Annotated in this window: 17 protein-coding genes; 13 read left to right on the top strand and 4 right to left on the bottom strand. The window is 70.4% G+C overall.

Annotated features, from left to right (window positions below; translation table 11 throughout):
• Nucleotides 1-49 precede the first annotated feature (49 nt).
• Genes E7742_RS13370 through E7742_RS13350 form a run of 5 tightly spaced genes read left to right on the top strand, consistent with a single transcriptional unit; the run spans nucleotide 50 to nucleotide 5029 of the window.
• On the top strand, nucleotides 50-2185 hold the full coding sequence (locus E7742_RS13370; RefSeq protein ID WP_175420484.1) for a heavy metal translocating P-type ATPase: 2136 nt from the start codon (nucleotides 50-52) through the stop codon (nucleotides 2183-2185).
• A complete protein-coding gene (locus tag E7742_RS13365) occupies nucleotides 2182-2967 on the top strand; it encodes an alpha/beta fold hydrolase (protein WP_137799387.1) in 786 nt (261 codons plus the stop codon). The genes E7742_RS13370 and E7742_RS13365 overlap by 4 nt, the downstream gene beginning before the upstream one ends.
• 21 nt (nucleotides 2968-2988) lie before the next feature.
• Entirely contained in the window at nucleotides 2989-3510 is a 522-nt protein-coding gene (locus tag E7742_RS13360) for a hypothetical protein (RefSeq protein ID WP_137799386.1), read from the top strand.
• A gap of 1 nt (nucleotide 3511) precedes the next feature.
• Entirely contained in the window at nucleotides 3512-4087 is a 576-nt protein-coding gene (locus tag E7742_RS13355; RefSeq protein WP_137799385.1) for a YdeI/OmpD-associated family protein, read from the top strand.
• Between the two features lie 21 nt (nucleotides 4088-4108).
• The gene (locus E7742_RS13350) at nucleotides 4109-5029 is read left to right on the top strand and encodes a sucrase ferredoxin (RefSeq protein ID WP_254699000.1); all 921 of its coding nucleotides are present in this window, start codon (nucleotides 4109-4111) and stop codon (nucleotides 5027-5029) included.
• Nucleotides 5030-5068: 39 nt separating this feature from the next.
• Here E7742_RS13350 and E7742_RS13345 read toward each other — a convergent pair whose 3' ends face one another.
• The 3 genes from E7742_RS13345 to E7742_RS13335 all read right to left on the bottom strand — a co-directional run bounded on the left by E7742_RS13345 (nucleotide 5069) and on the right by E7742_RS13335 (nucleotide 10828).
• Complete coding sequence (locus E7742_RS13345; RefSeq protein ID WP_137799384.1) at nucleotides 5069-6520, bottom strand: flavin-containing monooxygenase; 1452 nt, start codon at nucleotides 6518-6520, stop codon at nucleotides 5069-5071.
• A gap of 141 nt (nucleotides 6521-6661) precedes the next feature.
• Complete coding sequence (locus E7742_RS13340; protein ID WP_137799383.1) at nucleotides 6662-8656, bottom strand: SDR family oxidoreductase; 1995 nt, start codon at nucleotides 8654-8656, stop codon at nucleotides 6662-6664.
• A gap of 51 nt (nucleotides 8657-8707) precedes the next feature.
• A complete protein-coding gene (locus E7742_RS13335) occupies nucleotides 8708-10828 on the bottom strand; it encodes an MMPL family transporter (protein WP_137799382.1) in 2121 nt (706 codons plus the stop codon).
• Nucleotides 10829-10921: 93 nt separating this feature from the next.
• On the opposite strand from E7742_RS13335, the gene E7742_RS13330 reads away from it, so the two are divergent.
• The 7 genes from E7742_RS13330 (at nucleotide 10922) to E7742_RS13300 (ending at nucleotide 20177) form a co-directional block, all read left to right on the top strand.
• Complete coding sequence (locus E7742_RS13330; protein WP_254698999.1) at nucleotides 10922-11560, top strand: DUF459 domain-containing protein; 639 nt, start codon at nucleotides 10922-10924, stop codon at nucleotides 11558-11560.
• Nucleotides 11561-11705: 145 nt separating this feature from the next.
• Nucleotides 11706-14987: an error-prone DNA polymerase gene (locus tag E7742_RS13325; protein WP_137801202.1), complete on the top strand. Its 3282-nt coding sequence runs from the start codon at nucleotides 11706-11708 to the stop codon at nucleotides 14985-14987.
• 77 nt (nucleotides 14988-15064) lie between these two features.
• Complete coding sequence (locus tag E7742_RS13320) at nucleotides 15065-16726, top strand: FAD-dependent oxidoreductase (protein ID WP_137799380.1); 1662 nt, start codon at nucleotides 15065-15067, stop codon at nucleotides 16724-16726.
• A gap of 44 nt (nucleotides 16727-16770) precedes the next feature.
• Nucleotides 16771-17079 (top strand): rhodanese-like domain-containing protein, encoded by a 309-nt coding sequence (locus tag E7742_RS13315; RefSeq protein WP_137799379.1) that lies wholly within the window; start codon nucleotides 16771-16773, stop codon nucleotides 17077-17079.
• Between the two features lie 139 nt (nucleotides 17080-17218).
• A complete protein-coding gene (locus E7742_RS13310) occupies nucleotides 17219-19384 on the top strand; it encodes an MMPL family transporter (protein WP_137799378.1) in 2166 nt (721 codons plus the stop codon).
• Between the two features lie 92 nt (nucleotides 19385-19476).
• Nucleotides 19477-19743 (top strand): metal-sensitive transcriptional regulator, encoded by a 267-nt coding sequence (locus tag E7742_RS13305; RefSeq protein ID WP_137799377.1) that lies wholly within the window; start codon nucleotides 19477-19479, stop codon nucleotides 19741-19743.
• Between the two features lie 47 nt (nucleotides 19744-19790).
• On the top strand, nucleotides 19791-20177 hold the full coding sequence (locus tag E7742_RS13300; protein ID WP_175420482.1) for a DUF302 domain-containing protein: 387 nt from the start codon (nucleotides 19791-19793) through the stop codon (nucleotides 20175-20177).
• Between the two features lie 9 nt (nucleotides 20178-20186).
• Here the strand turns inward: E7742_RS13300 and E7742_RS13295 are convergent, their stop codons facing one another.
• Nucleotides 20187-21251, bottom strand: coding sequence for a TDT family transporter (locus E7742_RS13295; protein ID WP_137799375.1), 1065 nt, complete (start codon nucleotides 21249-21251; stop codon nucleotides 20187-20189).
• Nucleotides 21252-21342: 91 nt separating this feature from the next.
• Here E7742_RS13295 and E7742_RS13290 point away from each other — a divergent pair, with 91 nt between their 5' ends.
• Nucleotides 21343-22236, top strand: coding sequence for a LysR family transcriptional regulator (locus E7742_RS13290; protein ID WP_137799374.1), 894 nt, complete (start codon nucleotides 21343-21345; stop codon nucleotides 22234-22236).
• The last annotated feature ends 1 nt before the right edge of the window (nucleotide 22237 follow it).

The raw sequence follows: 22237 nt of genomic DNA, 5'->3' as shown, positions 1-22237 counted from the left end.
CTGCGATCGAACCTTGCCAGATACCCATAGGGGGTATAGGTTCGACCCTATGAACCCACACGGAGAAGCAGTTCACGATCACCACGTGGCGGACACTCCCGGTCACCACGCGGAACATGCCGGTGACCATGCCGGTCACGAGGGGCACACCGGGCATCAGGGGCACACCGGTCATCAGGGGCACGGGGACCACGTCGCCCAGTTCCGGCAGCTCTTCTGGATCATGCTGGTTCTGTCGGTCCCGGTCGTCGGCGCGAGCATGATGTTCGCCGACCTCGTCGGCTACACGCTGCCGGAAAACGCTGCCGTGGAATGGATTTCACCGATCCTCGGCACGGTCATGTTCGTGTGGGGCGGGCGCCCGTTCCTGACCGGGGCGGTGAGCGAACTCCGGGCCCGGCAACCCGGCATGATGCTGCTCATCGCGCTGGCGATCACGGTGGCCTTCGTCTCGTCGTGGGGAGCGAGCCTGGGGGTACTCGGGCACGATCTGGACTTCTGGTGGGAACTGGCGCTCCTCATCGTGATCATGCTGCTCGGCCACTGGATCGAGATGCGGTCGCTGGGACAGGCGTCGAGCGCGCTGGACTCGCTCGCAGCACTGCTCCCGGACGAGGCCGAGCGGATCGGCGACGACGGGGCGCTCACGACCGTCGCCACCACCGACCTGGTGACCGGCGACGTCGTCATGGTCCGGCCGGGTGGGCGGATCCCGGCCGACGGCCGCATCGTCGAGGGCGCCGGCGACCTGGACGAATCGATGATCACCGGCGAGTCGCGCACCGTCCGCCGCGAGCTCGGCGATCCCGTGGTGGCGGGCACCGTGTCGACCGACTCCGCGCTGCGTGTCGAGATCACCGCGGTCGGCGAGGACACCGCGCTGGCCGGCATCCGACGACTGGTCGCCGAGGCGCAGAACTCGTCGTCGCGCGCCCAGGTGCTCGCCGACCGCGCCGCCGCGCTGCTGTTCTGGTTCGCGCTCGGCGCCGCGATCGTCACGCTGCTGGTGTGGTCGATCTTCGGAACGCCGGACGACGCGATCACCCGCACCATCACCGTCCTCGTCATCGCCTGCCCGCACGCACTGGGTCTGGCGATTCCCCTCGTCGTGTCGATCGCCACCGAACGTGCGGCCCGGGCCGGGGTGCTCGTCACCGATCGGCGGGCGCTCGAGGCCATGCGCACCGTCGACACCGTGCTGTTCGACAAGACCGGCACGCTCACCAAGGGCGAGCCCGCGGTGGTCGCGGCCGAGACCGTGCCGGGAGTGGGCGAGGACACGCTCGTCGCGCTCGCGGCGGCCGTCGAACGCGACAGCGAGCACCCCCTCGGCCGGGCGATCGTGGCCGCCGCCGAACACCGCGAACTACGCATTCCGCAGGCCGCCGCATTCCAGGCCCGTAACGGCGTCGGGGTCACCGCGACCGTCGACGGCACCGAGATCAGTGTCGGCGGTCCCGGCATGCTCGACAGCCACGGCGCCTCCGCGCTGCCGGCGTCCGAACGGTGGGCGGCGCAGGGATCGACCGTGCTGCACGTGCTGCGCGACGGTGCGGTGATCGGGGCGCTCGCGCTGGCCGACGAGATCCGGCCCGAGTCCCGGGACGCGATCGCGGCGCTGCACGCGCGCGGTGTCCGCGTGGTGATGTTGACCGGTGACGCGTACGCCGTCGCCCGGGCGGTCGGCGACGACCTCGGCATCGACGACGTGATCGCCGGTGTGCTGCCGCAGGACAAGGGCGCGAAGGTTCAGGAACTGCAGTCGGCGGGACGGACCGTCGCGATGGTCGGCGACGGGGTGAACGATGCGCCCGCACTCGCGCAGGCCGACGTCGGCATCGCGATCGGGGCGGGTACCGACGTGGCCATCGCATCGGCCGGTGTCGTGCTGGTCAGCGACGATCCGCGCGCGGTCGTGTCGGTGATCGAGCTCTCCCGCGCGACGTACCGGAAGATGGTGCAGAACCTGGCGTGGGCCGCGGGCTACAACGTGATCTCGGTACCGCTCGCGGCGGGTGTGCTCGCCCCCGTCGGGTTCGTACTGCCGATGGAGATCGGCGCGATCCTGATGTCGGCGTCGACGGTGGTGGTGGCGGTCAACGCGCAGTTGCTGCGCCGGCTGCACCTCGAGCCGCAGCGGGTGACCCGCGCGGCCGTCGAACGCGAGCACGACTACGCTCGGTGACCGTGCAGTTCACCGAGACGACAGTCACCCGCAGCGGTCACACGATCTCCTTCCGTGACAGCGGCGTCGCCGCATCCGCGGTGGCAACCGAAGCGGTGCAGTCGATTCCGGTGATCCTGGTGCACGGCATGGGCGGCGACAACCGCACGTGGGACCGGTTCGCACGCTCGATCACCGCCCGTGGGCGCCGCGTGCTGGCGGTGGACCTGCGGGGCCACGGGCGCAGTGCGCGCGCCCAGTCCTACCAGTTCGGTGAATTCGGTGACGACGTGCTGGGGCTGTGCGAGGACCTCGGTTTCGACCGGGTCGACCTCGTCGGGCATTCGCTCGGCGGGCACGCGGTCTCGTTGGTGGCGCAGGAGCGCCCGGCGCTGGTCCGTCGCCTCGTGCTCGAGGAGGCGCCGCTGCCGCTACGCCCGGGTGACCCGGTGCCCAACTTCGGCGGCCGGCTGCCGTCGCCGGTGGAGCTGTGGCACGCGGCCACCAGCATGCTCCGCAGCCCCCGCGCCGTGTGGGCGTTCGACCGGTCCATGACGGCGTCGGCGCTCACCCAGTTCCACGAGCCCAACCCGCTGTGGTGGCAGCGGCTCGCGGACATCGAGGCGAAGACCCTGATCCTGCGCGGCGGCCCCACCGGCATGGTCGACCCGCGGCTGCTCGAGGTGGCGGTCGCGGCCATCCCGGACTGCGAGGTGGTCTCGTTCGCGTGCGGCCACAGCATCCACCGCGACCGGTTCCGGGACTTCGAATCGACGGTGCTGCCCTTCCTGATGGCGCCCTGAACCGCGCTGCGACGTGGCAGTATGCGGAACATGGGTTCTCGGGTGGATTCTGTTCGCGCGAACGCCGAGCTCGTCGCCTGGTCGGCGGCCTTCGTTGTCTCGCAGGCCAACATCATGCGTGTGCTCGGACCCGTCGGCGTCCGGGTACTGATGACGCAGACGGCCACGTCGGCCCAGGCGTACCGGGCGGTGCTCGACCGGATGGACGCGGGGGAGATCGAACGCTATCGCAGCCACTTCTACCCGGACTTCCTGCACCCGATCGTCTACGCGGCGACGTTGCGGGCCGGGGCGCGACGGCTCGACGCGCTCGCACCTCTGTCTCCCGCCGCCAAGCGGGTGCTGTCGGCCGCCCCGGTCGTCGCGGCCGCCGGCGACTACGTCGAGAACGTCGCCGGTCTGTATCTGCTCGATCACCGGTACCGCATCACCGACCGCACCGTCCGCCTCACCACTGCAGTCAGCACCACCAAGTGGGTGCTCGGGCTCGGTGCCCTGGCCTACCTCGTCCGCGGTTTCCTGCGCGCGGGAAAGCAGGGATGACGTGGCGGACGACCTGCCGGTGCAGTACTTCGCGGACCAGTCCGAGTTCCGGGAGTGGTTGCGCGCCAACGTGTCGTCTTCACCCGGGGTGTGGGTGAAGCTCGCGAAGAAGGGATCTCCGCACACATCGGTCACCTATGCCGAGGCGGTGGAGGTGGCGTTGTGCTTCGGTTGGATCGACAGTCAGGCCCGACGACTCGACGACGACTTCCGGGTGCAGCGGTTCACGCCCCGCCGCGCCCGCAGCCCGTGGTCCAAGCGCAACCGCGAGGCGGTGGAAGCGCTCCTCGCGCGCGGAGCGATGGAGCCGTCCGGACTGTCGGCGGTGGAGGCCGCCAAGGCCGACGGACGGTGGGAGCGCGCCTACGCGGGGCCCAAGGACGCGCAGGTGCCGCAGGACCTGCGCGAGGCGCTGGCGGCGAACCCTGCCGCGGAGGCCTTCTTCACCACCCTGGACAGCCGCAACCGGTTCGCGGCGCTGTACCGCATCCAGGACGCCAAGCGTCCCGAGACCCGCGCCCGCCGGATCGCGACCTTCGTGGCGCAGTTCGCCGAGGGCCGGAAGTTCTACGAATGAGGGTCGGGACACAATGGCGGGGTGAGTGAATCGCCTTCCCGGACCGACCCCGCCACGTGCTCGGTACTCTCCGCGGCCGAACCGCTGCCCGGCACCGCCGCGCACGTCACCGGGTGGGTGTGCGTCGAGTTCCCCGGGGCGTGGGGCAGGGACGTGCTCGACGGCACCGCACTGGGCACCGAACTCGCGGAGGCCCTCGCCGAGCGCGCCGATGCGGCGGGCGTCCGCATCATGTTCATTCGCCGTCCGGGACGCACCGAGCAGACCGGGGAAGCCCGCACGGTGCTACTGGCCAACTCCGATCCCGCACACGCGTGGTGCGAACGGTTCGAGATCGACGACGTTGCCGGCCTGCTGGGCCTCGACTTCGCGGTGCTCGCCGGCTCCGCCCCCGGGCTGGGCGAACGGGTGGACGGCCCGATCGTGCTCGTCTGCGCGCACGGCAAGCGGGACCGGTGCTGTGCGGTGCTGGGGCGTCTCGTGGCGGCAGCACTGGCCGCCGAGTTCGCCGACGACGTCTGGGAGTGCTCGCACACCGGCGGACACCGGTTCGCGCCCTCGATGATTCTGCTGCCGAGTGGGTACACCTACGGCCGGCTCGATCCCGACGAGAGCGTGCGCGCCGTGCAGGCCGCCGCGCGCGCAGAGGTGTACCTGCCCGGACTGCGCGGGCGCAGCTACTGGGGGCCGGGCGGACAGGTCGCCGAGGTGGCGGTGCGTCAGGACGTGCGTGCCGGAATCGACGACCTCACCGTCGACGACTCCGAGGGCGGTCCGGTGGTGGTCCATCGTGACGGCCGGCGCTGGCAGGTCGGCCTCACGCGCCGGGAACTGGAGCCGCGGCCGGCCAGTTGCGGCGCCGCCGCCAAGGCGGTCCGGCCGGTGGTCGCGGTCGACGTACGAGAGCTCCCCGCCGAGATTCCGGCGGGGAGCTCCGTGTAGCCCTGGTTCGGGGGACTGCCTCCGGCGATCCGTTCAGGGTCAGCTCGAGCGCTCCACGCGCGCCGCGGGACGCGTGTGCGGCGAGCCGATGGGCGTCACCTTCCGGGGCGCGCCCGTCCGTTCCTCGATTCCGAAATTGTTGTCGAGGAACGATTCCGCCGAATCGTCGAGGATGTTCATCCACTCGTCGTGCAGCGGGGGAGCGACCGTCCCGGTGAGCGTCGAAACGTAACTGCAGTTCCGGTAACCCATGATGTCGTTCTTCTTGTCCTTCTTCCACTTCTTGAACAGCTCGCCCTGTTTCTCGACGTGGAATTCGGGATAGTCGGTGCGATCCACCAGGTCCCGAATGTAGGCCGCCTGGAAATCGATCTCCTCGACGGCGGTACGCAGTTTTTCCTCCCGTGCGCGCCACGACTCGATGTCCCGTTCGCGCGTTTCGTGGTCGGGCAATTCGATGCGTCCGAGAATCACGTCGCGGGCGTACCAGGCCTGAGCGTCGAACATGTTGAATGTGAAGTACTGGTCCTGCATTCCCAGGAACAGCAGCTGCGAATTCGCCTGGGAGACGACACCCTTGTACATGCCCCGCGGGTAGAGCCGGTTGTTCGTCCGCAACGTCAACTCGTCGGGCAGGAACGGGAAGTGGTGCCGGTAGCCGGTGCACAGGACGATGGCATCGACCTCGCGCTCGCTGCCGTCCTGGAACCGGACGGTGTTGCCGTCGATCTCGGTGAGCAACGGCACCTCCGAGAAGCCCGCGGGCCAGTCGTGACCCATCGGGTTCGAGCGGTAGCTGAAGGTGATCTCGGCGGCGCCGTACTTGAAGCACTGCGTGCCGATGTCCTCGGCGGAATAGCTGCTGCCGACGAGCAGGAGGCGCTTACCTGTGAATTCCCGCGCATCGCGGAAGTCGTGCGCGTGCAGGACACGGCCCGGAAAGTCCTCGATACCGTCGAAATGCGGCACGTTGGGGGTCGAGAAATGTCCGGTCGCGACCACCACGTGGTCGAACAACTCGGTTTCGAGCACACCCCTGCGGTGGTCCGCCACGGTCACCGCGAAGCGGCCCGGGGTGCCGTCCTCGGTGGGGACGTATTCGACCCACCGGACGGCGGTGTCGAAGCGGATGTACTTGCGGACGTCGTCCTGGTCCACTCGTCCCATGATGTAGTCGTGCAGCACGGCACGCGGTGGGTACGACGGAATCGGTCGGCCGAAATGTTCTTCGAAAGAATAGTCGGCGAACTCGAGGCATTCCTTCGGCCCGTTCGACCAGAGGAAGCGGTACATGCTTCCGTGTACCGGTTCGCCGTGTTGATCGAGACCCGTGCGCCACGTGTAGTTCCACATGCCGCCCAGATCGCTCTGCTTTTCGTAACAAACAATTTCGGGCATCGACCCAAGACCTGATTTACGCGCCGACTCGAATGCCCTCAGCTGTGCGAGGCCACTCGGACCGGCTCCCAAAATCGCGATCCTTGGCGTCAAAGTTTTCTCCCTATTTTCGTTGGTCCCTCCTATCTTGCTTAGCACAGCGAAAGACGGTTTGGCCAATTCGCGGACCCTCCGCGAATGGAGATTCTGTGTGATCCAGCGTCCGAAACAGGGCGCTTCACCAGTGCAAACGCGTCACCAGTGCGCGCCGGGGACGAGCCGGGTCAGACGACGGCCGAGACGGGCCGCGGAAGCGATCGGACCGGTCGGCTTCGGGGCGGGGGAGGACGGCTGAGGCGCGGGTTCGTCCACCGGGTCGGCCTCACCGCGCGCCGCCGGGGAATCGGGAAAGGCGTGATACATCTGCGACAGTGCCCGGTCCTTGAGCCGCGGCGCGAAGATACCGCCGAATTCGGCGAGAGTCCCCACGGGGACGTCGATCCGTTTGGGCTTTTCGATGAGGGCCCGCACCACCATCGCGGCCGCTTTCTCGGGGCTGGCGGCGGGGCCCGCGTTGTACTGGCCGGTGGGCGCGATCATCGGGGTCCGGACGAGCGGCATGTGGATGGTGGTGAACGTGATGCCGTCCGACAGTGTCTCGGCCGCGGCGACGTCCGCGAAGGCGTCGAGTGCGGACTTGCTCGCGACGTAGGCCGCGAAGCGGGGGGTGCGGGCCTGCACACCCGCGGTGCTGATGTCGACGATGTGACCGAATCGGCGTTCGCGCATGTGCGGCAGCAGCGCCAGCACCATCCGCACGGCGCCGAAGTAGTTCACCGCCATGGTGCGCTCGAAGTCGTGCAGCCGGTCGGTCGAGCGGTACAGCCCGCGTCGGATGGAGCGGCCCGCATTGTTGACGAGCATGTCCACGTGGCCGTGTTCGGTGAGGATCGACTTCACGGTGCGGTCGACGGCCTCGCCGTCGGTGACATCGCACTGATAGGCGTACGCCGACCCGCCGGCCCCGCGGATCAGGGACACCACCGCATCGAGTTCGTCGGCGCGGCGGGCGAGGAGCAGCACCGTCGCGCCCTTGGCTGCGGTGGCGATCGCGGCCGCCCGGCCGATCCCCGACGACGCGCCGGTGATGACGACGTGCCGACGCACGAGCGGTCCCGCGGGGTCGTCGCGACGGGCACGGTCCGGGTCGAGGTTATCCCGCCAGTACGCCCACAGCTTGTCCGCGTAGGACCGGAACGACGGTACGGCAATACCGCTGTCCTGCAGTGCTTCCCGTGTTCGGTCCGCGGTGAACCGGGTCGGCAGCGTGAGGTGGTCGAGCAGCACCGGCGGGATCCCCATCCGGCGGAGGGCGACGTCTCGCACCCCCCGCAGGCGGGCCGGTGGAGACAGCAGCGGTGCGGCCACCGCTCGCGGCAGATCAGCGACCGGGGTGGGAGCGTGCGCGGCCTCGGCGAGCGCCGCGAAGATCTCGCGGACCGGCTGGGCGGCGGGCGAGACGAGGTGGAACGTCCGACCGTCGAGGCCCGGCCGCAGCATCAGTTCCACGATCGCGGCGGCGACGAAATCCACGGGCACCACGTTGGTGTAGCCGAGTTTCGGGACGGCGATCGGCAGTGCGGACGGCAACGTCGCGAGCGCGGCCAGCGCGGGAAAGAAGTAGTAGGGGCCGTCCACCTTGTCCATCTCGCCGGTCACCGAACTGCCCACGACCGCCGCCGGCCGGTAGACGCGCCACTGCCCGCCGGACCGGCGCACCAGTCGTTCGGCCTCGAACTTGGTGCGGTGATACGGCGTCGGGAACCCTTGGCCCAGGTCGAAGTCGTCCTCGGTGAACCGGCCGCGATGATCGCCCGCCACCGCGATCGACGAGACATGGTGCAGCGTCGCGCCCAGGCGGTCGGTGAGGCCGATCACCGCGCGCGTGCCGTCGACGTTGGTCGACGCCTGCTCGTCACCCGCGGTGAGGTCGTAGACCGCGCCGAGATGCAGCACGTGGTCGGCGGCCGGGGGCGCGGTCTCGAGTCCCAGGTCCGGTTCGGTGAGGTCGCCGACGAGGGCGTGGACCCGGTCGCGGTCCGGCCAGCGATCGGCCAGACGCTCGAACTTCGACAGCGATGCGGGCCGAACCAGGACGTGCACCTGCGCCGACGGGTCCCGCTCGAGTAACCGTTCGATCGTGTGTCTGCCGAGGAATCCTGTGCCGCCCGTGACGATGTACGTGGCCATACCTCCGGAACTTACTCTGAAGTAAGGAGTGCCACCAGGGGTACGGGAACCTCAGTGCCCGAGGCCGACGCGCTCGTGCACCCGCCGCATCCAGGCCGGGGCCCACCAGTTGGCCTCGCCCATGAGTTTCACCAGCGACGGCACCAGCAGCATGCGCACCACCGTCGCGTCGATGATCAACGCGAGAATCATGCCGACGCCGAGGAACCGCATGATCGACAGCCCCGACACGGTGAAGGCGCCGGTGACGACGATGAGCAGCATCGCCGCCGCCGTGACCACGCGGCCGGTGCGCTCGGCGCCCACCCGGACGGCCTCTTCCGTGGTGGCGCCGGCGGCCCGGGCCTCCACCATGCGTGACATCAGGAACACCTCGTAGTCGGTGGACAGTCCGAACACCACCGCGAGGATGAGCACCACGAACGTGGCCTCGAGCGGTGCCGGGGTGACGCCGAGGAGTTCGGCACCGTGCCCCTCCTGGAACATCCAGGTGAGGACACCGAACGTCGCGGCGAGGCTCAGTCCCGCCATCGCGACGGCCTTGACCGGCAGCACCACCGACCCGAACGCCAGGAACATCAGCACCAACGTCGAGACCACCATGATCGCGATCATCGCGGGCAACCAGCGCACGATCGCGGCATTGCCGTCGTCGACGGACGCCTGACCACCGCCGACGAGCAGCCCCGTGCCGGACGGGGCGTCGATCGCCCGCAGGCCCTGCACGGCGTCACCGGCCGCTGCGCCGTCGACACCCTCCGCGTAGAGCGCCTGGATCGCGGTGACGTCGTTCTTCGTCGCGAGGACCACAGCCTGGGAGATGCCGTCCACCTGCCCGGCCGCCGCGACGACCTTCGACAGGTCGCCCGGCGAGGCGGGCGCCCCGTCCGGGCCGCGCAGCACCAGCGTCGCGCCCTCGCCGGTCGACGGGAACTCGGTCGCGAGTGTCTCGGTGGCGATGCGGGCCGGATCGTCACCGGGCAGCGCGGTGTAGGTGATCTCCCCGAGCGTCGCCTTCGTCAACGGCGCGGCGAGCACGAGCAGTCCGGCGGTGATGCCGACCGCGACGACCGCCGGTCGCGCCATCACCTTGGTGACGACTGCGCCCCAGAAGCGCCGGGCCCGTTCCTCGCCGCGCTGCGCCGCGCCCTTGCGCCACGACAGCGCGTCGATGCGGCGTCCGAGGATCGCCAGCAATGCCGGCAGGGCGGTCAGCGACAGCACCGCCGCACCCGTCACGGCCGCGATGGCACCGAACCCGAGCGAGCGGATCACCGCCTGCGGGAACACCAGCATGCCGGCGAACGCGCACACCAACAGCAGGCCCGAGAACATGACGGTGCGTCCCGCGGTGAGCACCGTGCGGCGGGCCGCGTCGGCGGGCGCGGATCCCGCCGCCAGCTCCTCCCGGAAGCGGCTCACGATGAACAGGCCGTAGTCGATCGCCAACCCCAGGCCGATGAGCGATGCGACGTTGAGCGCGAAGGAACTGACCTCGGTGACGTCGGTGAGCAGACGCAGGATGCCCAGTGAACTGAGGACCGAGAGCAGGCCGACGAACACCGGGACCGCGGCCGCGGCCAGTCCGCCGAAGACGAACACCAACAGCACCAGCGTGATCGGGATCGCGATGGCCTCGGCGCGCACCAGATCGGCCTGCAGCCGATTGCTGAGGGAGACGCCCACCACGGCCCCGCCCGCGAACTCGGTTTCCACGCCGTCGATCTCGAGCTTCGGCAGGAGATCGCCGAAGTTGGCGACGGTCACGTCCGCGTCGGGTGAGAGCACGATCGACGCGGCCACTTTCGTCCCGTCGTTCGAGAGCAGCAACTGTTTCGCCGGCGGGACGGCGGTCCAGTACGACGTCACCGACTGGGTCGGCACGTCGGACGCGAACCGGTCGAGTGTCTCGGTGACGACCGGCTCCAATTCGGCGAGGGTCTGCCCCGTGGGCACCGTGTAGAGCGCGACGATGTCGGGGTCCTGCCGGCCGAAGTTGTCGTCGACGATCCGCGACACCTCGGCCGACTCGCTGCCCGGATCGGTGTAGCCGCCCTGGCTGAGTTTGGAGAACACCCCGGTGCCCCAGACTCCGGCCACCACGGCGGCGATCAGGACGACCGCCAGAACCCACCATTTGCGTGCAACGACGATCGAGGACCAGCGTGTCATTTCCGCGACTCTAGCGACCTGCCCGGCCCGTCATCTCGGTCCATGGGCACCGCCCGTCGATCCCCTGCGGCGTCCACTGAGACGATCGTGGGCATGGATGACGTTCGAGTGTGCTTCGTCGGTGACTCCTTCGTTGCGGGAGTAGGCGATTCCGAGTTCCTCGGCTGGACGGGCCGACTCGCGGCGGGTGTCTCGGAGACGGCGCTGACGGCGTACAACCTCGGGGTGCGACGACAGACGTCGAGCGACATCCGGGGCCGATGGCGGAACGAGTGCGCGCAGCGCCTGCCCGCGGATGTCGACCGGCGCGTGGTGTTCTCGTTCGGCGTCAACGACACGACCGTCGAGGGTGACGGGCCGCGTGTCGACCCGGAGGTGTCCGTGGAGAACCTCGCCGCGATCCTCGCGGAGTGCGCGGCGAGCGGTTGGCGGGCACTGGTCGTGGGACCGCCGCCGATCGACGACGTGGACCAGAACGCCCGCACGGCCGCGCTCGACCGCCGGTTCGCCGCGGTCTGCCGGTCTGCCGGAGTCGCGTACGTCCCGGTCGTGGACGCCCTGGTCGCCGACCCGGTCTGGATGCAGCAGGTGCGGGACGGGGACGGAGCCCACCCGGACAGCGGTGGTTACCGGGCGCTCGCGGAACTGGTCCGCCCCACGTGGGAGAAGTGGACGGCCCACCCCGCATCGCCCGAACGCGAAGCGGCTGCCCCTCGCACTCCGGAGTCGTAGAGCCGCCACTGCTCGGCCGGGAGATGCGCGCGTTGACCCTGCCGCACACGCGTGGCACACTCGAACACGAGTTCGAAAGATGCGTCTTCCCCTCCGCGTCTTCCTGTACGCGCGGGCGTCTGTCCTGCGGGAAGGTGACTGCTGGATGGGTTGGGGCAACGGTCCGCCGACGTGGGCGGAGATGGAGCGGGTGCTGTCCGGGCGCCCGGGACGCGACGGCCAGTTCCCGGGCGACGGCGGCGACAGCCCGGCTTGGTCCCGCAAGCGTGGCGCGTACCTCGCGGAGGGCGCCGCGCGCCCGGTCGGCGTCACCGTGCCCTACGCGGAACTGCACACCCACTCGTCCTTCAGCTTCCTCGACGGCGCCAGCTCGCCCGAGGAACTGGTGGAGGAGGCGGTGCGTCTGGGGCTCGACGCCGTCGCTCTGACCGACCACGACGGGATGTACGGCGTGGTCCGGTTCGCCGAGGCGGCGAAGGAACTGGGCATGCGAACGGTGTTCGGGGCCGAATTGTCGCTCGGCGGCGCCCCGCGCACCGGCACACCCGACCCCGACGGCGCGCACCTCCTCGTACTCGCCCGGGGGCAGGAGGGTTACCGGCGGCTGTCCCGACAGATCGCGGCCGCCCACCTTGCGGGCGGGGAGAAGGGCAAGCCCCGATACGACTACGACGCGCTCACCGACGCGGCGGGCGGGCACTGGCAGATCCTCACGGGCTGCCGCAAGGGGCACGTGCGCCGCGCGCTCGCGACGGGCGGGATCGAGGCCGCGGAGGCGGCGTTGCGCGACCTCGTCGACCGGTTCGGCGGCGAGCGGGTCGCCGTCGAGCTCACGCACCGCGGGCTGCCCGAGGACGACGAGATCAACGCCCGACTCGCGGAACTCGCGTCCCGCCTGAAGCTTCCGGTCGTCGCCTCCACCGCGGCACACTTCGCCGGACCGTCCCGGCGGCGGCTCGCGATGGCGATGGCCGCGGTACGGGCGCGGCAGAGCCTCGACGAGGCCGCCGGCTGGCTCGCGCCCACCGGGGGAGCGCACCTACGGTCCGGGGCGGAGATGACGCGCCTGTTCGCGCGCTACCCGGAGGCCGTCGCGGGGGCTGCCGAGTTGGGCCTCGAGTGTGCCTTCGACCTGCGGCTCATCGCGCCGGCGCTGCCGCCGTTCGAGGTGCCGGACGGACACACCGAGGCGAGTTGGCTGCGCGAGCTGACCATGCGGGGCGCGCGCCGACGCTACGGCCCCCCGTCGTCGAATCCGGCGGCCTACGCCCAGATCGAGCACGAGCTCGAGATCATCGAACGGCTGACCTTCCCCGGCTACTTCCTCGTCGTCCACGACATCGTCTCGTTCTGCAAGGACAACGACATTCTCTGTCAGGGAAGAGGATCGGCCGCCAACTCGGCGGTCTGCTACGCGATCGGCATCACCAACGTCGACCCCGTCCGCAACCAGCTGCTGTTCGAACGGTTTCTCTCGCCCGAGCGGGACGGCCCGCCCGACATCGACGTCGACATCGAGTCCGATCGACGCGAGGAGGCCATCCAGCACGTCTACACCAAGTACGGCCGCGAGTACGCCGCGCAGGTCGCCAATGTGATCACCTATCGCGGCAAGTCGTCGGTGCGGGACATGGCCCGGGCGCTGGGGTTCTCGCAGGGGCAGCAGGACGCATGGAGCAAGCAGGTCAGTCGTTGGACCGGGGTGGGCGCCGAGACCGGCACCGACATCCCGCCCGCGGTGCTGGAGCTGGCCGCGCAGATCGAGGGGTTTCCCCGGCACCTCGGAATCCACTCCGGCGGCATGGTGATCTGCGACCGGCCCATCGCCGACGTGTGTCCCGTCGAGTGGGCGCGCATGGAGAACCGCAGCGTCCTGCAGTGGGACAAGGACGACTGTGCCGCAGTGGGTCTGGTGAAGTTCGACCTGCTGGGGCTCGGCATGCTCTCGGCACTGCACTACATGATCGATCTGGTCGCCGAGCACAAGGGGATCGAGGTGGACCTGGCGCAGCTCGACCTGTCCGAACGGGCGGTCTACGAGATGTTGCAGCGGGCCGACTCGGTGGGCGTGTTCCAGGTGGAGTCGCGGGCCCAGATGGCGACGCTGCCGCGCCTGAAGCCCCGCAACTTCTACGACCTCGTCGTCGAGGTCGCGCTGATCCGTCCCGGCCCCATCCAGGGCGGTTCGGTGCACCCGTACATTCGCCGCCGCAACGGGCGCGAACCCGTCACCTACGACCACCCCTGTCTGGAGAAGGCGCTGGCGCGCACGCTGGGGGTGCCGCTGTTCCAGGAACAGCTCATGCAGATGGCCGTCGACGCCGCCGGATTCAGCGCCGCCGAGGCCGACCAACTGCGGCGGGCGATGGGCTCCAAACGGTCGCCCGAGAAGATGGAACGCCTGCGCGGGCGGCTCTACGACGGCATGCGGGAGTTGCACGGCATCACCGGCGTGGTGGCCGACCGCATCTACGAGAAGCTGCACGCGTTCGCGAATTTCGGTTTCCCCGAGAGCCATTCGCAGTCCTTCGCATCACTCGTCTTCTACTCGTCGTGGTTCAAGCTGCACCACCCGGCGGCCTTCTGCGCCGGACTGCTCCGAGCGCAGCCGATGGGGTTCTACTCGCCGCAGTCCCTCGTCGCCGACGCCCGGCGGCACGGGGTGCAGGTGCACGGGGCCGACGTGAACGCGAGCCTCGCGCACGCGACCCTCGAGGCGCGTGGCACCGAGGTGCGGCTGGGGCTGGGGGAGGTGCGCGGCATCGGCGACGCCCTCGCCGAGCGCATCGTCTCGGCCCGCGCCGAGGACGGACCGTTCACGTCCATCCTCGACCTGACCGGCCGGATCGAGCTGACCACCGCGCAGGTCGAGTCGCTCGCGACCGCCGGCGCGCTCGGCTGTTTCGGGCTCACCCGGCGCGAGGCGCTGTGGGCCGCCGGTGCGGCGGCGGCCGAACGCCCGGACAGATTGCCGGGTACCGGCGCGTCCACCCGGGCGCCCACCCTGCCCGGGATGAGCGACCTGGAACTGGCCGCCGCCGACGTGTGGGCCACCGGCGTCTCGCCCGACAACTACCCGACGCAGTTCCTGCGTCCCCAGCTCGACGCGTTGGGGGTGATCCCGGCGTCGCGACTGCTGGACGTGCCGGACGGGGATCGGGTGCTGGTCGGCGGGGCGGTGACGCACCGGCAGCGGCCCGCCACCGCGGCCGGCGTGACCTTCCTCAATCTGGAGGACGAGACCGGCATGGTGAACATCGTGTGCTCGGTGGGGCTGTGGGCGAAGTACCGCAAGCTGGCCACCAGCGCCCCGGCGCTCCTGGTCCGCGGGCGGGTGCAGAACGCGGAGGGCGCGGTCACGGTCGTGGCGGACCGTCTCCAGCGCATGGACCTGCGGATATCGAGCACGTCGCGGGACTTCCGCTGAGAGCAGCCTCACAGCACGACCCGCCTCCACCGATACCCCCTGGGGTATAGTCGGTGTCAACATCGAGGAGGTAGACCGTGAAGGTTGTCATCGTCGGGGGTGTGGCCGGCGGAATGTCCGCCGCCACCCGCCTACGCCGGCTGGACGAGTCGGCACAGATCGTCGTCTTCGAGCGCGGCGCCCACGTCTCGTTCGCGAATTGCGGCCTGCCGTACTACGCCGGCGGCGTCATCGAGGATCGCGACGAACTGCTGCTGCAGACGCCCGAGAGTCTGGGATCCCGGTTCCGGCTCGACGTCCGCGTGCGCAGCGAGGTCGTCGCGATCGACCCCGACGACCGCACCGTCACGGTCCGCGACCTGTCGTCCGGTGACACGTACGTCGAGAGCTACGACGAGCTGGTGCTGAGCACCGGCGCAAGCCCCATCGTGCCGCCGTTGCCCGGCGCCGAGCGGGCGCTGGTGCTGCGCGACGTCGAGGACGTCGACCGGCTGGTGGAGCGGATCGAGTCGGCGCAGATGTCCGGGGCGCCCAGCGCCGTCATCGTCGGAGCGGGGTTCGTCGGCGTCGAACTTGCGGAGAACCTGCGCGCCCGCGGGCTCGACGTCACCGTCGTCGAACTGGCCGACCAGGTGCTGGCCCCGCTCGACCCGGAAATGGCCGCCCCCGTCGCGGACCGCATGCGCGAACGCGGCGTGCGCCTCGAGCTCGGCACGCAGCTGTCGTCGATCGGCGTCGACACCGTGGACCTCGCCGACGGGCCCACGATCCCGGCCGACGTCGTCGTCATGGCGATCGGTGTCCGGCCCGAGAACGCGCTCGCGAAGATGGCCGGGGCCGACCTGGGTGAACGCGGTGGTGTCGTGGTCGACGGGCGCATGCGCACCTCGGTGCCGCACATCTTCGCGGTCGGCGACGCCGTCGAGAAGCGTGACGCGGTGGGCGGTGGGGCGACGATGATCCCGCTCGCCAACCCGGCCAACCGACAGGGACGGCTCGTGGCGGACGTCATCGCCGGCCGCGACGTCCACGCGAGATCGTCCACGGGCACCGCGGTGGTCGGCGTCTTCGGGCTGATCGTCACGGCCACCGGCTGGAACGAGAAGCGGCTGCGTGCGGAAGGGCGGGCGCACCGTGTCATCCATACCCACCCGCAGTCGCACGCCGGCTACTACCCGGGCGCCGAGCAGATGTCGATCAAGCTGCTCGTCGATCCCGACACCGACGCCATCCTGGGCGCCCAGGCCGTCGGCGGCGAGGGCGTCGACAAGCGCATCGACGTCATCGCCACCGCGATGGCCGGTGGGCTCACCGCCTCCGACCTGGCCGACCTCGAGCTGGCGTACGCGCCGCAGTTCGGCTCGGCCAAGGACCCGGTGAACATGCTCGGTTACATCGCCGACAACCTGCGCACCGACTCCACCCGCACGGTGCAGTGGCACCAACTCGATACCCTGGTGGACGGCGGCGCGTCGCTGGTCGACGTCCGCACCGCCGAGGAGTTCGCGGCCGGCGCCATCCCCGGCGCCGTCAACGTTCCGCTCGACGAGCTCAGGGACCGGGTCGGGGAGCTGCCGGCCGGCGACCTGATCGTGCACTGCCAGGTGGGCCAGCGTGGGCACACCGCGACACGCCTGCTCGGACAGCTGGGCCGCCCCGCGGTCAACCTCGACGGCGGGTACAGGACGTGGGAAGCCGGGCAGCGTGCGAACGCCACCGCCAGCATGTCCCGAGCCTGACGCAACAGCCCGACGACAACACAGCATCTCCGGAAGGAACCCCTATGCGCGAAATCGACGTGACCGAACTCGAAGCGGTGCTCGCCACCGGCGCCCCGCTCGTCGACGTCCGCGAGGCGGACGAGTTCGCCGACGTCCGCGTACCGGGCGCGGTCTCGATCCCGCTCAGCGAGTTCGTCGCCCGCGTCGACGAGGTTCCGGCCGACGACACCGTGTACGTGATCTGCGCGGCCGGCGGCCGCAGTGCCCAGGCCGCGCAGTACCTCGAGGCCCGCGGCGTCGACGCCGTCAACGTGGCCGGCGGCACCATGGCCTGGTTGCAGTCCGGCCGCGCCGTCGAGTCCGGCAGCTAGGTCACCCGAACCCGGTCGAGGCCCGCGGTCGTCGACCGGGTTCTCTTTTTCCCTCCCATATACCCCCACCCGTATTTTTCCTCCTGCAAGACGCAGGGATACCGGACCCGAAGACCCACGATCTCGAAAGGCAGCTCCCATGACCACCACCGGACAGCGGCAGGATTCCCCGCCGCCCTCCACTGCACCCGCCGGCGGACCGCTCGCCCGGCTCGGTGCCGTGATGGCCGACAACTTCAAGTGGGTGATCACCGCGTGGCTCGTACTCGTCGTCGCTCTCGGCGCCGCAGCCCCGTCGGTGTTCAGCTCGCTGGCCGGCGCCGGCTGGCAGGCCAACGGCTCCGAGTCGGTGCAGGTGCGCGAACTCGCGCAGGAGCACTTCGGCGGCAACGCGTCGTCGGCGGTCCAGGTCGTCGTCCACTCCGACGACAAGCCGCTCGACGACCCGGCCGTCCAACAGGTGCTCGGCGAGGCGACGTCGGTGCTCACCGCCGACGCCCGCATCGGCCAGGTGATCCCGCCGCAGCCCGGCATGACGATCAGCCCCGACGGACACACCGGCATCCTCGTCGCCGGCGCGAACGCGAACACCGACGACATGGTGCGCGCGGTGGACGACCTGGGCGGCGAACTGAAGGCGCTCTCGGGTGACGGCATCGACGTCTACCCGACCGGTGCGTCGGCGCTGTGGAGCGACTTCAACAAGGCCAACCACGATGCGATGATCAAGGCCGAGATGATGTCGTGGCCGGTGACGCTGGCCGTCATGGTGCTCGCGTTCGGTTCCCTCGTCGCGGCGGGGCTGCCGCTGCTGCTGACCCTGGCCGGTCTGGTCGCGTCCGCCGGCGGCCTGGTCCTGCTCAACGAGATCACCCCGATCTCGGTGTGGGCCATGAACTTCGCGATGATGTTCGCGCTCGCCCTCGGTATCGACTACGCCCTGTTCCTCGTCGTCCGGTTCCGGGACGCGCTGCGCAAGAACGCGAACGCCCGCCTGGCGGTCGCCGAGACGATGGACACCGCCGGCAAGGCCGTGCTGCTGTCCGGCTTGACCGTGCTGGTGAGCCTGTCGGCGGTGCTGCTGGTGCCCGCGCCCGCGGTCCGCACGATGGCGGTCGGCATCATGCTCGCGGTCGTGTTCGTCCTGGCCGCGACGCTCACGCTGCTGCCCGCGGTACTGGGCAAACTCGGACGCAAGGTCAACGCCGGCTCGCTGCCGTACGCCAAGAAGCAGCAGACCGAGACCGACGGCTCCCCGGTGTTCACCAGGTGGGGCGCATTGCTCGACCGGCACCCGTGGCCGTTCGCGGTCGCCGCGGTCGTGATCCTCGTCGGACTCGCGGTCCCGGTGCTCGGACTGAAGGTTGCGATGCCGTCCATCCAGGTGGTCCCGGAGGACGCGGCCGTGCGTCAGGGCTACGAGCTGGTGCAGGAGCAGATGGGTGTCGGTGCGCCGGGCGCGCTGCAGATCGTGGTCCCCGAGGCCGATGCACCCGCAGCGGCCGAGACCGCGGCGACCGTCGACGGTGTGGCCGCGGTGACCCCCGCCATGCCGGCGTCGGACGGGTCGGGTCTGGTGATGATGCAGGCGCTGCCGACGGTCGATCCGTCGGACCCCGCACTCGGCGGGACACTCGACACGCTGCGCGCGGACCTGCCCGACAGCGCCCTGGTCGGCGGGGCGCCGGCGGAGAACCTGGACCTGCAGCAGGCGCTGAACGACTACCTGCCGCTGGTCGTCGGCGTCATCCTGGTGCTGGGCTTCCTGCTGCTGCTGGTGGCGCTGCAGGCCCCGCTGGTCTCCCTGATCGGCACCGTGGTGAGCCTGCTCTCGACCGGTGCGGCGTTCGGTGCGTCGAAGCTGATCTTCCAGGACGGTCACCTGTCCGACCTGCTCGGGTTCACCCCGCAGGGCTTCCTGGACGGCTGGGGGCCGGTGTTCTTCTTCGCGATGATCTTCGCGATCGCGATGGACTACACGGTGTTCCTGCTCTCGACCGTCAAGGAGCAGTACGAGACGACGGGCAGTGCGCGCGGCGCCCAGATCGCCGGCATGGCGCACTCCGGGCGGGTCATCTTCGCGGCCGCGGCCGTCATGGTGGGTGTGTTCTTCAGCTTCGCGCTGGCCGAACCGCTGCCGCCCAAGGAGATGGGCATCCTGCTGGGGATCGCGGTGCTGCTCGACGCCGTACTGATCCGGCTGGTGTTGCTGCCGGCGCTGCTGCGGCTGACGGGCAACGCCGCCTGGTGGTCGCCGAACTGGCTGCGCCGCGCGCTGCCGAAGATCACGTTCTCCCACGGGTGATTCCGGGGCCGGATCCGGCTGATGACAGTGGTCACAGCCGGATCCGGCCGGATACCCCTGCGGGTAATCTGGACGAAGAACGAGGAGGTCTCATGACCGGAGACGAAGAGAGCATCGCCCTGGTGCTCAACCGCCTGCGCCGTGCGCAGGGACAGCTGGCCGGAGTCATCTCGATGATCGAGAACGGCCGTGAGTGCAAGGACGTCGTCACGCAGCTGGCCGCGGTGTCCCGTGCACTCGACCGGGCCGGCTTCAAGATCGTCGCGACTGGGCTGCGGGAATGCCTGTCGGGCGACGGCACGGCTTCCGAGCCGCTCACCGAGGCCGAGCTGGAAAAGTTGTTCCTGGCGCTCGCCTGATACCGGGCGCGACCGGGAACCGAACGGACAACCGTGAGGAGTCAGTGATGGAACTGGGAATCTCGACCCGCCTGGACACCGAATTCGACGACGCCGTCGCCAAGACCCGAGCCGCGCTCGGGAAGCAGGGATTCGGTGTGCTCACCGAGATCGACATGCAGGCCACGTTGAAGGCGAAGATCGGCGCCGAGATGGAGCAGTACCTGATCCTGGGGGCCTGCAATCCGCAGCTCGCCCACCGCGCCGTCGGCGTGGATCGCCAGATCGGGCTGCTGCTCCCGTGCAACGTCGTCGTGCGGTCCGACGGCGACGGTGTCGTGGTCGAGGCGATGAACCCGGCGCTCATGGTCGAGGTGACCGGCGAGCCGGAGCTCGAGGCCGTCGCGGCGGAGGCGACGACGCGTCTGCAGGCCGCGATCGACGCGCTCGCCTGACGGACACCCTCACGCCGGGGCCGGCAGCGTCCTGGTCCGAACCCGGTGCGCGGTGTGCCCTGCCACCACGCACCAGGCGACGACCAGGGCGCCCAGCAGTCCGGCCGACAAGAGCCGCGGAATCTCGAAATCGCCCGCGACACCGAACGCGCCCATCCCGACCGCACATGCCCCGACCGGGAACGTGAAGCTCCACCAGCTCATCGTGAAGGTCAGGCCCCGCCGGAAGGCGCGCACCGTCACGACCCCGACCCCGGCGAGCGCGACGATCATGATCGTGCCCATGCACAGCCCGTAACCCAGCCCGAACACGTGCAGGGTGTGGGCGGCGCCGGCGGCGACGGCGGACGGCGCCGCGGTGCCCAGCAGGTTCGCGGCCGCGACGGACTGTCCGACGATGCCGAGCGGAATCCACAGCGTCGGCAGCGCCTGCAGTGGCGGCAGCCCGCGCTCGCCGATGTCCCGGGCGACCATGGCGACGACGAACAGCGCGAACACGAGCGCGAGCGTGAACAGCGCGTAGCAGCCGGCCAGTAGCGCGACGCGCGGCCACCCGACCGGCAGATGGTTCACCAGGGCAGCGCCGGTCGCGGCCGACACCATGGGCGGGACCACCGGCATCAGCCACGCCGGCGTCGGCGTCCCGCGCTCGGTGACCGCGCGCAGTCGTCGGCCCATCACGCTCGCGGTCATCAGCCCGCCGCCCGTGCCGACGGCCCACAGCGTTCCCGCGACTCCGAAGGCGACGCCGGGTGCGAGGACCGTCGAACCCACCGCCGCGGTGCCGGCGCCCACCGTGAGCACGGCCATCGGCAACGCCCCGTAGAACGGGAACATCGCGGCGCTGCGCGCGTAGCCGCGGGCGTGCTCGGTGTGCCGGATCCAGTGCCCCACGAAGGCGGTCGCGAGCACCGCCAGCAACACCACGGCCAGGCCCCAGAAGGCCAGCGCGATCGCGCGCCGACCCGGCACGTTCACCGGCAGCGACGAGGTGGCGACGGCGACGATGCCGGTGCCCATCACGACGGCGAACCAGTTGGGTGTCAGGTGTGCGAGGCGGGGAGCGGTGAGCATGTAGACAACTCTGGCGCGGCGGCGTTCTTCCCGGTAGAAGCCTCGGTGTGGACGGCCTACAAACCGCGTTTGTGGGTCTAGCCTTGGCAGTATGCCGCTTTCGAACCGTGTCCCCGAACTCGCTGCACTCGACGTGCTGGTCGCGGTGGGCCGGCTCGGGAGCATGGGCGCCGCCGGCCGCGAGCACGGGCTCAGTCAGCAGGCCGTCAGCGCCCGCGTGCGGTCGGCCGAGCGACAGCTGGGGATCCGCATGTTCGACCGCGGTGCCGGCGGGGTCCAGCCCACCGCCGAGGGGGCGCTCGTGCTCGAGTGGGCGTCCGCGATCCTCGATTCGGCGGAGGAGCTGGCGTCCGGCGTCGCGGCACTGCGCGGTGAGATGGACGCCAACCTGACCGTCGCCGCCAGCATGACCATCGCCGAGTACCTGGTCCCGGGGTGGACGGTCGCGATGCGGCGCAAACACCCGAACGTGGTGACCTCGGTGCGACTGCTCAACTCCACCGACGTCGCCGCCCAGGTCCGGGCGGGGGAGGCCGACCTGGGCTTCGTCGAGGGGCCCGTCGTCCCGAACGGGCTGCGGTCGGTCGAGGTCGCCCGCGACGAACTCGTCGTGATCGTCCCGCCCGGCCACGAGTGGACCCGGCGCGCACCCATCGCCGCAGCCGAACTCGCCACCACCCCGCTCATCCAGCGCGAGCCCGGGTCCGGCACCCGCACGACGCTCGAGCACGCCGTGCCGGGCTGCGTCGAGCCGCTGCTCGAGCTGACGTCGTGCACGGCCGTGAAGGCCGCCGTGGTCGCCGGCAACGCGCCCGCGGTGCTCTCGTCCCTCGCGGTCGAGGCGGACCTGCACGACGGGCGGCTGGCCGCCGTCGAGGTCGCCGGACTGCGGCTGCCGCGCCGGCTGCTCGCGGTGTGGGACGAGTCGCGCGGACTGCGCGGCGCCGCCCGCGACTTCCTCGAGATCGCCCGCGCGGGCGGGTGAT

The sequence above is a fragment of the Rhodococcus sp. SGAir0479 genome, assembly GCF_005484805.1.
GTDB lineage: Bacteria > Actinomycetota > Actinomycetes > Mycobacteriales > Mycobacteriaceae > Prescottella.
The sequence above is the reverse complement of the archived record's forward strand: the minus strand, read 5'-3'. Positions and strand labels throughout refer to the sequence as shown.